This window comes from Betaproteobacteria bacterium (assembly GCA_016720925.1).
In the GTDB taxonomy this organism is placed as follows: Bacteria; Pseudomonadota; Gammaproteobacteria; order Burkholderiales; family Usitatibacteraceae; genus UKL13-2.
Genome location: JADKJR010000036.1, coordinates 351,903 through 366,623, shown reverse-complemented (window position 1 = coordinate 366,623; position 14,721 = coordinate 351,903). Strand labels below are relative to the sequence as shown.

Annotated in this window: 9 protein-coding genes and 1 pseudogene; 1 reads left to right on the top strand and 9 read right to left on the bottom strand. The window is 58.4% G+C overall.

Features of this window, described 5'->3' with window-relative positions:
- Window positions 1–136: 136 nt before the first annotated feature.
- From IPP88_24385 to IPP88_24345, 9 genes and pseudogenes are all read right to left on the bottom strand, one after another.
- Window positions 137–886: a PhnD/SsuA/transferrin family substrate-binding protein gene (locus IPP88_24385; GenBank protein MBL0125665.1), complete on the bottom strand. Its 750-nt coding sequence runs from the start codon at window positions 884–886 to the stop codon at window positions 137–139.
- 34 nt (window positions 887–920) lie between these two features.
- Complete coding sequence (locus IPP88_24380) at window positions 921–1,394, bottom strand: PAS domain-containing protein (protein ID MBL0125664.1); 474 nt, start codon at window positions 1,392–1,394, stop codon at window positions 921–923.
- A gap of 45 nt (window positions 1,395–1,439) precedes the next feature.
- The gene (locus IPP88_24375; GenBank protein ID MBL0125663.1) at window positions 1,440–1,802 is read right to left on the bottom strand and encodes a roadblock/LC7 domain-containing protein; all 363 of its coding nucleotides are present in this window, start codon (window positions 1,800–1,802) and stop codon (window positions 1,440–1,442) included.
- Between the two features lie 429 nt (window positions 1,803–2,231).
- Window positions 2,232–5,369 (bottom strand): PAS domain S-box protein, encoded by a 3,138-nt coding sequence (locus IPP88_24370; protein ID MBL0125662.1) that lies wholly within the window; start codon window positions 5,367–5,369, stop codon window positions 2,232–2,234.
- Entirely contained in the window at window positions 5,366–6,247 is an 882-nt protein-coding gene (locus IPP88_24365; GenBank protein MBL0125661.1) for a phosphate/phosphite/phosphonate ABC transporter substrate-binding protein, read from the bottom strand. The genes IPP88_24370 and IPP88_24365 overlap by 4 nt, the downstream gene beginning before the upstream one ends.
- A gap of 361 nt (window positions 6,248–6,608) precedes the next feature.
- On the bottom strand, window positions 6,609–8,612 hold the full coding sequence (locus tag IPP88_24360; protein MBL0125660.1) for an acyl CoA:acetate/3-ketoacid CoA transferase: 2,004 nt from the start codon (window positions 8,610–8,612) through the stop codon (window positions 6,609–6,611).
- Between the two features lie 92 nt (window positions 8,613–8,704).
- The gene (locus tag IPP88_24355; protein MBL0125659.1) at window positions 8,705–9,889 is read right to left on the bottom strand and encodes an acetate/propionate family kinase; all 1,185 of its coding nucleotides are present in this window, start codon (window positions 9,887–9,889) and stop codon (window positions 8,705–8,707) included.
- Window positions 9,890–9,898: 9 nt separating this feature from the next.
- Window positions 9,899–11,319: pseudogene (locus IPP88_24350) on the bottom strand (bifunctional enoyl-CoA hydratase/phosphate acetyltransferase).
- A gap of 117 nt (window positions 11,320–11,436) precedes the next feature.
- Entirely contained in the window at window positions 11,437–11,652 is a 216-nt protein-coding gene (locus IPP88_24345; GenBank protein MBL0125658.1) for a hypothetical protein, read from the bottom strand.
- A gap of 760 nt (window positions 11,653–12,412) precedes the next feature.
- On the opposite strand from IPP88_24345, the gene IPP88_24340 reads away from it, so the two are divergent.
- Complete coding sequence (locus IPP88_24340; GenBank protein ID MBL0125657.1) at window positions 12,413–14,698, top strand: TonB-dependent receptor; 2,286 nt, start codon at window positions 12,413–12,415, stop codon at window positions 14,696–14,698.
- Window positions 14,699–14,721: the final 23 nt, after the last annotated feature.

Below are 14,721 nucleotides of genomic sequence, written 5' to 3'. Positions count from 1 at the left end.
GCGCGTTTACTGGCCAACTGGAAAGGTAGATCAGACGGCGCCGCAAACGGGTCGTGTTCAAGCGTGCTGCGTTGGTTTGTGATCATGGACGTGATCTGTTTTTATTTGTGAATTTCGCCGCCAACGGAATGACTCTTCAGGACGCCAGCGTGTCCATCAGATCGATCATGAACTCAACTTCTTCTTCGTCCACCAACTCCCATCCCGCGAAGCCCAGATCCGCGAGCACGTTGACGCCTTTGGGCTCGGCCGCCATTTCGCTCAGCGTCTTTCGCAATGCATCGGCGTGGCCTGCCATCCGCGGCCCAACCATCAGCATGTGCTGCACAACCTGAATGTCACTCGTCACCAGCGGACGTAAACCTTTGCGTATCACCGCCGACATATCGTCATAGGCTTGCTTGAGAAACAGTCCGGCATCCGCCCCGCCCCGAAGCAATTCCTTGGCGACGATAACGTAGGTCTCGCATGCCTTGAACTGGATATTGTGATTTCCGATATCGGCCGGCTCCAGCATGATCATGCCCATCATGCGGACATCGGGATCGTCGGTGGACGCCACCGTAATGCCGGGTTTCAGGTCTTCAACGCAGTGTGCAGCCGCTTCGCTATTGACGGCAATAATCGCCTCGTCGACTTTCCCGCGTGGCCGGGCAATGCCAATGAATCCCTTTTCCCTGACGAGCATGGCCGCGTCAAAGGGATTGGCATATATCAGGTCGATTTTATCCGCCGCAATGGCGACGCGCTGGGACGCGAAATGGTCGTACAGCTCGAGGTGAATGTGCTGGTCCAATTGTTTCTGGAGCCAGGTATTGAAAATGAACCAGCCTGAAATGTGGTCAGGCGAAAAATCGGGGCTTACGGTGAGTTGGTAGGTGGTCATGCTGGCCTTCGCCTTCGCGTCGCTTACGCTGGATTCAGAAAAGTGTCGGGTAAAGAATTTCAACTTCCTTGATCTTCGTTCTCGAAGGCTTTCTTCGAACGGACGTGTAACCAACGATCTTTCCATGGCGCACGTTCGGAATGACAGTGGCGTATACCCAGTAGTACGCACCGTCCTTGCGAAGGTTCTTTACATACCCATGCCATTTTTTGCCCTGCTGGATGGTGTCCCAAAGGTCCTTGAACGCGGCAGGTGGCATGTCCGGATGGCGCAGGATGTGATGCGGCGCGCCCAGAATTTCCTCGCCGGTATAGCCCGACATCTCGACAAATGACTGGTTGAAATGCGTGATGATCCCAACGGTATCCGTGCGCGAAACAATCAGCCTGCCTTCAGGATAGGGAACTTCGTGATCAACGATCACCACATGACGGCTGCTGCCGTCGAAGTATTTCAAGGTCACCTCGCGTGAAGCGCCTTGCGTGTTGCCGGGGTTTGTCTCTTCCATGGACTGAGGCCTCTATCTACCTGATGGACGTCGAATTCGGTACGGCTAGATCAGCTTGCCGACAGCTTCCGCGGCGCGCTTTACGTCCAGGAAAATCAGTCCCAATTTGGCATTCTGCTTGGCGAGAACCGTCAGCACGGCGTCGGCGCCGGCGTGGGTCATCAGCACGTAGCCCTTGTCACCCTTGATCAGGACCTGTTCGAGCGTACCTCTTGCCAGTTCCTTTGCCGTCCGGTCGCCGAGTGAAAGAATTGCCGCGCTCATCGCGCCAACCCGGTCTTCGTCCATTCCGGCGGGCAAGAGTGCCGCCATTATCAGGCCGTCCGTGGAAATAACCGCGGACGCTTCAATATCGGCGGAGCTACCGTTGAGATCGCTTAGGACTGCTGTGAGCATATCTGCACGCATATGACGTTCCTTTTTTTCTGCTTGTTGGTAATCGTGGGTAATGCAAAGTGGGCGCAGGTTATCACTCGATATTTCGATTTGCGTGCATAACGATTGTCAAATTTTGTGGATGGGACGACCAATTTGATATGGATCAAATTTCGCAGCGAATTGCGAGGCCGACGTACGATTTTTCGCTTTGTGAGTCAACGTTTTTTGAAAACGGTTTCCGCCCTATCGCGCGAGATCTGCGCAATGCCATTTTTCAATGCGCGCCAAAAGGCACGCCCGTGCAGGGACTCGCCCGTCGGGCAATGTTCCAACCACAAGCACTGGCGCGGTGTTTCAGCCGTTTTGGCTTGAATGCCGCACCACCGCTAGTGTTCTTGCGCGTCGAATACCGGTTCCACTGTTGCGTACAGTCAAATCCTCAAAAGGTGTACGACCAGATCAGTTCAGGACCTTATCCGAAACGATTCGCTTACTCACTACCGATTGCGCCAACCGCACGAACGCGTCGCACAGGCCTTCCACCTCATTGGCCTTGAAAATCAGCTCGCACACCCCCGCGCCCTCCGCCGCCGCCTGCAATGCCTCATCGATAAATCCGGTCGCAATCGCCACCGGCAGGTCGGCGCGAATCATGCGCGCGGCACGCGCCACGTCCAGGCCTGACTTGCCGGGCATGTTGTAGTCGGTCACGACCACGTCGAATGCGGCCGGCTCGGCGCGCAGCGCCGCAAGCGCATCCTCCTGGTCCGTGAAGACGCTTACGCGGTAACCACGCCGCTCCAGTAGCCGCTGAACCAGGAACACCAGCGATTCGTCGTCGTCGAGATAAAGGATGTGCGCTGGCGCAGCCAATTGGCGTGCGACAGCCTCCACGGCCGCTTGTTGAACTGGCACAGGCTCGCCCGGCTGCTTCTGACAAATGGGCAGATATATGGTGAAAGCCGACCCTTTTCCTGGCTGACTCTCGACTTCTATCGCGCCGTCGTGGGTTTGCACGATGCCATGCACGACTGAAAGGCCCAGCCCGGTACCCTCGTTCACGGCTTTGGTCGTAAAAAATGGCTCGAAAATTCGCGGAAGCGTGACCGCATCCATGCCCGGCCCGTCATCGCTCACCGTGAGCCGCAACGTTTCGCCAGGGCACTTCTCATACAATTCATGGAGTACCGGATGACGGTCGGCCATTGCCCTGTCCAGCCGCACGGTATCGAGCCGGATGGCGATACGGCCGGGGCCGCTGCGCATCGCCTGCATGGAATTGGTGGCAAGGTTGATCAACACCTGCTGAATTTGGGTCGCGTCCGCGACCACGGCGGGAACATTCTCGTCACAATGAACATCGAGCGCGAGGCGCGCCGGCAGCGTCGCCCGCAACAGGCGCGCGGATTCTCCGATGATCGGCGCAAGCGCGATCAGCTTGCGTTCCGTCGGCTGGCGGCGGCTGAATGAGAGTATCTGTTGCACCAGGTCGCGCGCGCGCGATCCGGCCTTGCGGATTTCTTCGAGGCTCTCCAGCGCCAGCGGATTGGTGCGCGCATCCTCGCGCGCGAGCTCCACGTTGCCCAGAATCGTCGCCAGCGCATTATTGAAGTCGTGAGCGATGCCGCCGGCAAGTGTACCGATCGCTTGCATCTTTTGCGACTCGCGAAGTTGCCCCTCGAGCGCGGCACGGGCGGTTTCGGCCTGCTTGCGTTTACTGATATCGCGCAAAAACGCACTGAAGAACAACTCACTGCCGACCCGCACGGGGGTGATCGCCAGTTCCACCGGAAACTCCATGCCATTCTTGCGCAGGGCGGTCATTTCGACGCGTTTGTTGAGCACAACACTCGCGCCACCCGCCACATAGCGCGCCATTCCCCGGTTATGAGCTTCACGAAATGGCGGCGGCACAATGAGCTGCGCAAGCGACTGGCCAATGGCCTCGTCGCGGACCCAGCCGAAGACCGCCTCGGCCTGCGTGTTCCAGTTGGTGATTTTGCCGATTGAGTCCATGGTGATGACCGCGTCCAGCGCTGTATCCACGATGACCGCCAGGCGCTGGTCGCTCTCGCGTCGCACGATCTCCGCATTCTTGCGTTCGGTGATGTCCTTCACCGTCGCGATATAACTGAGGATGTTGCCGCGGCTGTCCTTGATGGTGGAAGGACTGACGATCACGGGGAAACGCTGGCCATTCTTGCGCATGAATATCAGTTCATAGCTCGAGGCGACACCGTCCAGTGTTCGCCGGAACGCCTGTTGAATATTTTCATACTCTTCCGGCGGCCAATAGGGAAACGGCGCGCCGACCCCCATGAGCTCTTCCCGCGTAAATCCGGTCATTCGGCACAGGGCGGGGTTGGCATCCGTTGCACAGCCGCGCGTATCGAGCACTGAAAAGCCATCTTGCATGGAGCCGATCAATTTCTTGCCAAATTCAAGCGATTCCTCCAGCGCCGCTTGCGCCAGTTTCTGGGCCGTGATGTCGGTATGGGTGACCACGACGCGATCAATTGGATCCAGCCCCAGCGGCATGACGATCATCGTGAACCATCGCTGCTGCCGCGGTGAATGGCAGGGGTATTCGAGGCTGAAGCTGGACAGCTTTCCATCCAGAACCGTCTGAATCCCGCTGCGTGCATCCAATGCCTGGTTGGAGGCGAAAGCGGTGGAACCCGCGCACACGGCCAGATAGTTGGTGCCGACATCGGTATGCGGCGCCGGCTTGCCGGGATCAATTCCATTTTCGATGGAAAAACGCCGCCAGCGATCGTTGACCGCCTGAATCACCCCGTCGCGATCGATCACGGCAATTTCCGCGGCAACGGAATTCAGGATAATACTCTTGAAGGCTTCACTTTCTTTCAGCGCTTTTCCCCGCTGCGCAAGCGTGTCGAGCATGCCATTGAATTGCCGGGCAAGCATCGCCGCCTCGTCGTCACCGGGCACGACAGCCCGCAAAGCAGAGTCGCCGGCCTGCACGGCGTCGACCACACGCTGGATCGCGTTGAGCCGGCGAGTCAGGTAGCGACCGGCCAGGGAGGCAAAAATGATGCTCAGCACAATTGCGATCAGCGCATAAAAGATCCCGCCTCGCGTCACTTGCGCGAGCTTGTCATCGATGGAATCGCGCGCCAGGCCGATGCGCACCCAGCCGATTGGCCGGTCGGCGAGCATGACGGGGCTGGCGACATCAACCAGGCCCGGCGTGCGTTGCAGTACCGTTAGCTTGCCTTCCTGCGGCAGGTCGGTCAGGTATTGCCCGCGCCGGCCTGGATCGCTGTGGGCCAATATCTGCCCATTCAGGTCAAGCACTATCGCGTGTCGCAAATCAGGATGGTGCGAGAGGCTCTGGAGGACTTCCTGCAAACCGCTGAAATCACGTGACGCAACCCACACGGCGGATGAACTGGCCACACTACGGGCGAGCGCGGTCGCCAGCTCGGATTGCTGCTCCAATACCACGGACTGCTGTCGACGTGTCAGATCCCAGACAAACAATGACATCGTTATCGCGACAACCAGCGTCATGCCGACAACCAGTTGGCGGCGCAAGGTACCGGCCAATAGCCGTTTCAGGTTCACGGATGTCATTTCATTTCCACCGGACGCACTTCTCTCTCGAAGCGCTTGATGTATTCCCGTGCAACGTCATAGCTGGCACCGGTGGCGGCATGGAAGCGTGCCGTCTCCATGCCGGCGAGTATTGCCCTGCCGCGTGGCGAATTCTCCAGATCAAAGAGGGTTTTTCCAACTTGCTCGCTGACGGCTTGCGGGACGTCGTCGCGCACCATCACTGAATTATTGATCAGCGACGGGGTTTCCCAGACCACCTCAAGCTGAGCCGCTTCGCTGGGATGATCTTTTTGAAACAGCCGCCACGGTGGCGGCCAGGTCGCGCCTGCGGCGGACTTGCCCAGATAGACGTTCATGATGGACGACTCCTGCGACCCGACGTACACATTCTGAATATCGCGGTTAATGTCGATGCCTTTTGTATGTAGATAGTACTGAGGCATGACCGCCGCAGCCAGTGCTGTCGGCGACGGATAGCTCACCACCTTGCCTTTGATGTCGGCGGGCAATTTGATACCGCTGTCCTTGCGGACGATAAAGACGCCCTTGAAGTCCTCGGCGTTGCCTGCCATCGCGACGACGCGGTAGCCGCCTTTCATGGCCTCCAGCGTCTGCCACGGATTGGCCAGCAGGAAGGCCGGCTGACGGGCGCGGAACTTCTGCTCGTAGACCTGATAGTCGCGCGAAGCTTCCAGCTCGATTTTGGCCCCTTTTAACTGGGCATTGAGATGATCAACCAGGGGCTGATAGGCCTCGCTGAGTTTTTGCGGATTGTGCAGAGGGTGAACGGCGAAGCGATAGATCGGCGCGGCGGCCACTGCCGGCGCAAAGCTGTAAGGCAACGGCGTCTCCGCAGGCTGCTGCCCGCACGCCGCCAAAAGCATGGCGGCCAGCATGGTTCCAATGGTGGCAAACCCGTTGTTCATGCGATCCCGTTGGTTCAAATCGTCAAGCAGTCTGTCGGACTTAGACGGAATCGGCTGCAAATGATCGGCCGCATTGCCCACGGAACAACCATTGGCAAAACCGTGAAAATCTGCCCTCGCCCATATCATTTTTCGCTTCGATTCTCTAAGTCCGACAGGCTGCTAGATCCGCTAAACCTCCAGAACGTTTAACGGCAATGCCATTGCTTTCTTTAGAAATTTCTCCACTTCACATCGGATAGTCGGGCCGCAATTGACTGGCGACTGGCAACCGCCGCGCGATTCACGATTCCATGACTTCCCGAACGCCCTGAATCAGCGCCCTTTACCTTCACCCCTCCCCCAAATGCGCCTGCGCCTCCCCCACGCTTGCATACAAGTGCGGCGCGACGTTGCGCCTGGACAACGCTTCGCCAAGCTTCAGCCTGAGAAAAGTGCTGGAAGTGTAGCGGGTCACATCAAGGTAGTATTTTTCCATCAGCCCCTTGACCATGCGGATGTAATCGTCAATCAGCTCCGTGGCGATGCTGAAGCGATCATAGTTAACCACGGCATAGACCTTGTGCCCGACCGTTTCCAGCGTTGCCTCGACTGCCTGGCGAATTCGTTCAATATCGGCGTTGTTTTGCACGGAAAGCCCTTCAAAATTGACGAAGAACAGATTTCCGTCCGGATCAAATGCCAGGCGTTCCTCAAACGGCAATTCGAGTAAATCGGGTCGCAGGTTCATTGGGCCATCGGCAAAGATGCGTTCGTCCATCAGCGCGGGCGCGGCATTCATAACCGGCTTGAAGGCCATGCGGGAAATGATGTCGCGTTCGACCTCGATTCCCGGCGCAATCTCGATCAATTCGAGCCCGTCGGGACAAAGCCGGAATACACAGCGCTCGGTCACGTAGAGTACCGTGGTGCCACGGCGCAATGCCTCCGGGCCACTGAATGTGCGGTGCTCGACTTGCTCGACAAACTTCTGCGCGCGGCCGTCGTTGAGGATCGCCAATTGGCCATTGCGAATCACGATTTCCAGATTGCCTGCCGTGAAGGTGCCAACAAAGACCACCTTCCGCGCATTCTGGCTGATATTGATAAATCCTCCCGCGCCTGCGAGCCGCGGGCCAAACCTCGACACATTGAGGTTGCCTTGACGGTCCGCTTGCGCGAGGCCGAGGAACGCAATGTCCAGTCCGCCACCGTCGTAAAAATCAAACTGGCTGGGCTGGTCGATGATCGCCTGGGTATTCATCGCCGCGCCGAAATTGAGGCCGCCCGCCGGTATTCCGCCTATGGTTCCCGGCTCGGTCGTCATCGTTAGCAGGTCGGTGACTTTCTCCTCCGCCGCAACCGCGGCAATGCCTTCCGGCATGCCGATGCCGAGATTCACCACCGCGTTGGCATGCAGTTCGAGTGCCGCGCGCCGGGCGATGATTTTGCGCTCACTCATCGGCATCGGTGAAATCGCCGACGTCGGCATGCGCAACTCGCCGGAGAACGCAGGACTGTATTGTTCAATAAAGGTCTGCATGTGGTATTCGGGCTTTTCGGCAACCACCACGCAATTCACCAGAATGCCGGGGACTTTGACCTGCCGCGCATTCAACGTGCCGCGTTCGGCGATCCGTTCCACTTGCGCGATGACGATGCCGCCGGAATTGTGCGCGGCCATCGCAATAGCCTGCACTTCAAGCGTCAGCGCCTCTTTTTCCATTGTGATATTGCCGTCGGGATCGGCGGTGGTTCCCCGAATGATGCCCACGTGGATCGGGAGCGCCTTGTAGAATAAATATTCCTCGCCGTCAATTTCCATCAGCCGGACCAGTTCAGCCGTCGTCCGCTCATTTAGCTTGCCGCCGCCGAAACGCGGATCGACGAAGGTGCCGAGTCCGACCCGCGTCAATGTCCCGGGCTTACCGGCGGCGATATCGCGGAACAGGTGCGTGATCACGCCCTGCGGCAGGTTGTAGGCCTCGATGCGATTGGCGACCGCGAGTTGCTGGAGCTTCGGCACCAGGCCCCAGTGCCCGCCGATGACGCGGCCAACCAGTCCCTCATGGCCAAGATGATTGAGGCCGCGATCCGAGCCATCCCCTTGACCGGCGGCGTAGACCAGCGTCAGATTTCGCGGACTGCCGAGACCTTGCAGGTCCGCGCCCTCGCTTTCGAGAAATAGTTCTTCAAGCGCGACAGCAATATTTTCGGCGAACCCAATACCCACGAAACCACTTGTGGCAACGGTGTCCCCATCGCGAATCAGGCGTACCGCTTCGCGCGCGCTAACGATCTTGCCGGTATCGGAAGCCCGCAGAGAGGCGGCAAGCGGATGACGGGACAGAGGCATGCTGACTCCTCGTTAATGATTGCGGAACGGATCGGTTCCCAAGCGGCAATGTTGAGGTGACGTTTACGCAATACTACCGTTAAATACTTGATTCACGATCGGATCAACCGTGCCGCCTCCTGCGCGGCCACACGTCCTTCATCGGTGGGCACCGCCCAAATTTCCACGCGGCTGTCGGGCCCGTGAATAGCCATCACTTCGCTACCCGTGGCTAACTGGTTCAGCGCGGGATCCACCACAACGCCTAGCCATGCCAGACGATCGCATACTTCGTTGCGAAGCACGGCATCATGCTCGCCAATGCCGCCGCTGAAGGCCAGCACGTCGAGCCCACCCAGGCAGGCGGTCAGCGCGCCGGATTCGCGCACCACGCGGTAGGTGAACATGTCGATTGCCCGCTTTGCTGCTGCACTGCCATCGGCACGCAGTTGCCGCATATCCGCGGAAATACCGGACACGCCCAGCAAGCCGCTTTGCTTGTAAAGCAGGGTTTGCAGCTGATCATGGTCCCAGCCTTGTTCAATGAGGTAAAGCAATACGCCGGCATCGAGTGAACCGGTGCGCGTGCCCATCATCAGGCCATCAAGCGCGGAGAAACCCATTGTTGTCGCACAGCTGCGACCTTCGCGGGCGGCGCACAAACTGGCCCCATTGCCCAGATGCGCCATCAGGACGCGACCTCCGCCTTGCGTGCTGCGATCCTGCAACACCCCCATGATGTACTGATACGACAGGCCGTGAAAGCCGTATCGGCGCACGCCCCTCTCGGCCAGCGATTGCGGCAAGGCAAAGCCGTAATCCACTTCGGGCAGCGTGGCATGGAAAGCGGTATCAAAACACGCGACCTGCGGGATGGAAGGAAACGCTTTTTGAAACGCCCGTATACCCTGCAGGTTATGTGGCTGGTGCAGCGGCGCGAGCGAAATCAAGCGGTCCAACCGGGCGAGCACATCGCCGGTGACCCGAACGCTCGCCGAAAACTCCTGGCCGCCATGCACCACGCGGTGCGCAATGGCATCTATCGTGGGAATAGCGGGTTCACCGGCAAGCAGTTCTCCCAGGCTTTTCAGTCCCTGGTTAAACGGATCGCCGATCGTTGCCGGCATTTGGTGGGTTTGCGGGCGCCCTTGAAACGTCCAGCCCAAAACCGGCGCGCCGCCGGGTTCAAGGCCCTGAATGCTACCCGTCAATACCCCAGATTGAACCTGGCCATTTTGAAGAGGGTGAATAGAAAATTTGAGCGTTGACGAGCCCGCATTGACCGCAAGAATGGCCACGTGCCGGTCCTACCAGGTGTCGCGGGGGTGGTCGCGCCGTGCATTGAACGCCGCCTGCTGCGCCAGTAGCGCCGACGCCACCCTGTTCATCGGGCCATCGGCACGGCTGGTCAGGGCAATTGGCACTCGTGCTCCGAGCACGAGACCGGCACCCGTGGCCCCGGCAAGGTACTCCAGTTGCTTGGCCAGCATGTTGCCGGACTCCAGGTCAGGCACAACCAGAATGTCGGCTTCCCCCGCCACGGCAGACTCGATGTGCTTGACCTGCGCGGCGTGCGCCGAAATGGCATTGTCAAAAGCCAACGGGCCATCGAGGATGCCGCCTTTGATCTGACCCCGGTCCGCCATCTTGCACAGTGCGGCGGCATCCAGCGTGGACGGAATGTTGGGATTTACCATTTCCACGGCCGACAATATGGCGACTTTGGGGATTTCGACGCCCATGATTCGCGCAAAGTCGATCGCGTTCTGGATGATGTCCACCTTCTCCGGCAAGGTGGGATGGATGTTGAGTGCGGCATCGGTAATCAATAGCGGCTTGCTGTACAACGGCACGTCGAAGCGAAATACGTGCGACATGCGCCGTCCGGTTCGCAACGATGGCCGGGCAAGTACGGCGTGGATAAGTTCGTCCGTGTGCAGGCTGCCTTTCATCAGCACTTCCACGTCACCGCTGACGGCCATGTCCGCCGCTTTCTCCGCGGCTGCGTGACTGTGTGGGGCCGGCACGATCTCGACGCCCGTCAGATCGATACCGGCCTCCTGGGCAAGATGCCGGATGCGTACTTCGGGACCGATCAGTACGGGCACGATCAAACCGTAGCGCGCTGAGTCAATGGCGCCGCTGAGCGAGCCTTCATCACACGGGTGCACCACGGCGCAACGCACCGCGGGCAGTCCGTCACTCAGCGCCAGCAACTCCTTGAAACGGGCTTGCGGGTCAAACAACTGGATTTGCGGCGCCATGACGCGCGGCAGACGAACCTTCTTCGTGGGGGCCAACACCTTGGCGGTGCCGTGCAGCACCCGCTCCCCTTTCTGATTGACAACCTGGCAGTCCAGTTCGACCGACTTTTGGCGTTGTCCTTGCTCAATACTCTCACCGTCACCGTCAGCGTGTCTCCGATATGAACGGGTTTGGTGAAGTGCAACACTTGCTCCAGGTAAATGGTGCCCGGCCCGGGAAATTGCGTGCCGAGCAATGCCGAAATCAATGCGCCGCCCCACATGCCGTGGGCAATCACCCCATGAAACAACGTATCGTTGGCATATTCGGCATTCAAGTGTGCCGGGTTGGTGTCGCCCGACACGGCGGCAAATGCCTGGATGTCGGCGAGGGACAGCGTGCGCAACATGCGCGAGCTTTGGCCCAGGCTAATTTCGTCATACGTAACGTTTTCAATAAGATCAGTGTTCATCGTGAAATTCATGTGGTTTTCTTTTTTTGGGGAAACGGGTGCAAAGGGTTGTTGGAATGTCGTCATGTTTTTACCAGGAAAAATTGATTGGGTGCCTTAATGCTCTGCTTTCCGCGTGGAATGACGGTATCAAAGCCCGTTACCCAGACGGTCCAGATCGATGCCGTCGTCACCCGCGTTGAAACCCCTGCGGATCAGGTGCTCTTCCGCTTCAACCAGTATCTGGTGTGTCGCGACAACGCCAACCTCTTCCACGTAACGCGATTGAATACTGTAACGCAGGACCAGCAGGCCGCGGAGTTCTTCCCATTTGTGGGCGGTGCGGCGGTCAGGTGCCCGGCCCATTCGGGGCTCGTCGCCAGGATCGAGGGCAGTCCGCCGCTCATGCGGCACAGCCAAGGTCGGAGGCCGGCTCAGTACGCGGACCACTTCGTCATTACTCTTGAGCGATACGGCTGGCGATGCGGGCGTTAAGCGCCTCGATGGATGAGGTCATCTGGTGCAGACGCCGGGCCTGCAGATCAGCTTTGGGAGACAGATCAGTTTGCATCGCGCACCATCACTTCCACGCCGGATGCACCGCCACAAAACCTCAAAGAATCAACTACCGAAGGTGTACCAACTTGTCGTCGCGTACGCAACCAAGCGGGCACGGCTTCACACTGGCGCCCGATGAGCGCATGGGGAAGAAGTTTTTTTTGCATCTAAGTGGCCCTGAATCTTGTTATATGTACAAGCATATACGGCAAACGGCGGGCATTATTGAGGTGGGTCAACCGTCCCGCGCATCAATTGCGGTATCGGCCGTAAATGGCGTGCCTGCGCGACAAAAAACAAGGCGCCAGAGGCCATTTCGGCACCACCGTGGCGCAATCTCACGGTGTGGAATGACGGGTTGGGCAGGAAAATGCCCCCTGTCGAGGGTAAACATGACACTGAAATGACAGTTTGCGCGACAAATGTTGCGTTTTCGCGACAGCCTGCCGGCAACCGCTAGGAATCCGGGCAACAAAGCATAGAATCGCTGGTCAGCACGTCACCGGAGAAGGGACGGCTGCTCTCGGGGCCACTACTGAAACGCAACATTTTTCCAAGGGAACTGTCCATGAAAAAGAAAATTCTTGCTGCGGCCTGCTCGCCGCGTTCACTGGCATTCGGCCTGTCGCTGGCGGCCATCCTGACCGTGCCCTCGGCTTTCGCACAGTCCACTGCCGCAGAGTCCAAGTCCTCTGCAAAGGTCGATGGCAAGCTGGAAACGATAAACGTCACGGCAGAACGACGTTCGGAAAATATCAACGACGTGCCTAATTCCATTTCCACCGTGAGCGGCGAGGCACTTGATGTGATCAATTCGAGCGGACAGGATGTGCGCGCACTCTCCGGACGGGTGCCAAGCCTGAATATCGAATCGTCTTATGGACGTGCATTTCCGCGTTTTTACCTGCGCGGCTACGGCAATACCGACTTTCGCATTAACGCCTCGCAACCGGTATCACTCGTATTGGACGATGTGGTGCAGGAGAATCCGATCCTCAAGGGTTTCCCGATGTTCGACCTCGAACAGATCGAAGTCCTGCGCGGGCCGCAAGGAACACTGTTTGGCCGCAATTCTCCGGCAGGCGTGGTCAAGTTCGATTCGGTCAAGCCCCGGCAGCAGCAGGAAGCCTATCTGAATCTGTCAGTTGCCAAATACAACACCAATGCGCTCGAAGGGGCCGTAAACGTCCCAATGAACAAGGACTGGGCGATGCGTTTCTCCGTTCAGGCGCAGCACCGCGATGACTTTGTGCACAACTCCGTGAATGGGCCGACCAAGGACTTCGATCACTACGACGACAATGCCGCCCGACTCCAGTTCTTGTACGAACCCGGCAAGGACTTCAGCGCCCTGTTCAATGTTCATGCACGCGACCTGAAGGGCAGTGCGCGCCTGTTCCGCGCCAATGTCATCAAGCCGGGCACGAACGATATCGTCGATGGTTTCGACTACAACAAAGTCTCCCACGATGGCAGGAATGAGTCCTGGCTTAAGACCGAAGGCGGCAGTATCCGCCTGCGCTGGACGCTGAATGACTTTACCCTCCACTCGATCACCGGCTACGAATCGCTGACCAGTTTCGCGCGCGGCGATATCGACGGTGGCTACGGCGCCGTGTTTGCACCGCCTTCCGGGCCGGGCTTTATTCCCTTCTCTTCCGAGACCTCCGACGGCCTTCCCAAGCATTCGCAATTCACCCAGGAACTGCGGCTTGAGTCAAACCTCAAGGGTCCGCTGAAATGGCAAGGTGGCTTGTATTACTTCAATGAAGATTACACGGTGGAAAGCATCAGCTACGACTCGTTGTTCAGTGCCGGTGGACGAAATGGATATGAGCGCGTGCGTCAGAAGAACGATGCGATTGCCGTGTTCACGGCCGTTGACTATGCGGTCAGCCCGGCGCTGGATCTGCGTGGGGGCCTTCGCTACACCCGTGACAAGAAGAACTTCAATGTCGAGGATTATTCGAGCGACGTGTTCGGCACCTTGCCGACGCTTGCGGCGTTGAGGGCTGCCGGTCCGCTGAGCGCATCACCCAGTAACAACAAATTGAGCTGGGATGTCAGCGGTACGTATGCGCTCGATCGAGGCGTGAAGCTGTTTGCCCGCGTCGCGAACGGCTTCCGGGCCGCCAGCGTGCAGGGTGCCAGCGCGTTCAACAACCAGTCAGTCGCCAAACCCGAAACCAGCACGTCATTCGAAGCCGGCGTCAAGGCAGATCTTTTCGATCGCAAGGCGCGCTTGAGTTTCGGCGTATTCAAGTACGAGATCAAGGACCAACAACTGACGGCTGTCGGCGGCGCGGCCAACGCCAACATCCTGCTCAACGCCAAAAAGACCGAGGGTCAGGGTTTCGAGCTGGATTTGCAGGCGTATCTTTCTCCCAACTTGCTGGCGACGGTTGGCGCAAGTTTCAATGACGCCAAGATCAAGGACCCGACCCTGGCAGTCGCCGTTTGCGCGGCTTGCAAGGTCACGGACCCGCGTACCGCCGGCGGACTGGCATTGATCGACGGCAACCAGTTGCCACAGGCCCCCAAGCAAAACCTCAACGTCACCTTGCGTTACAGCATCCCGACCAAGGACGGCGAGTGGTACGCGTACACCGACTGGGTTTATCGCAGCAAGGTCAATTTCTTCCTGTACGACTCCGTTGAGTTCACCAGCAAATCGCTCACCGAAGGTGGACTGCGTCTCGGGTACATCTGGGGCAACGGCAAGTATGAAGTCGCGGCATACGGCCGCAATATTGCCAACCAGGTCCGGCTAACGGGTGGCATCGACTTCAATAACCTGACCGGCTTCACCAACGAACCGCGCATTTTTGGCGCGCAGTTCAAAGCGCAGTTCTGATCCGCGCTGAATGAAGAAAGCGG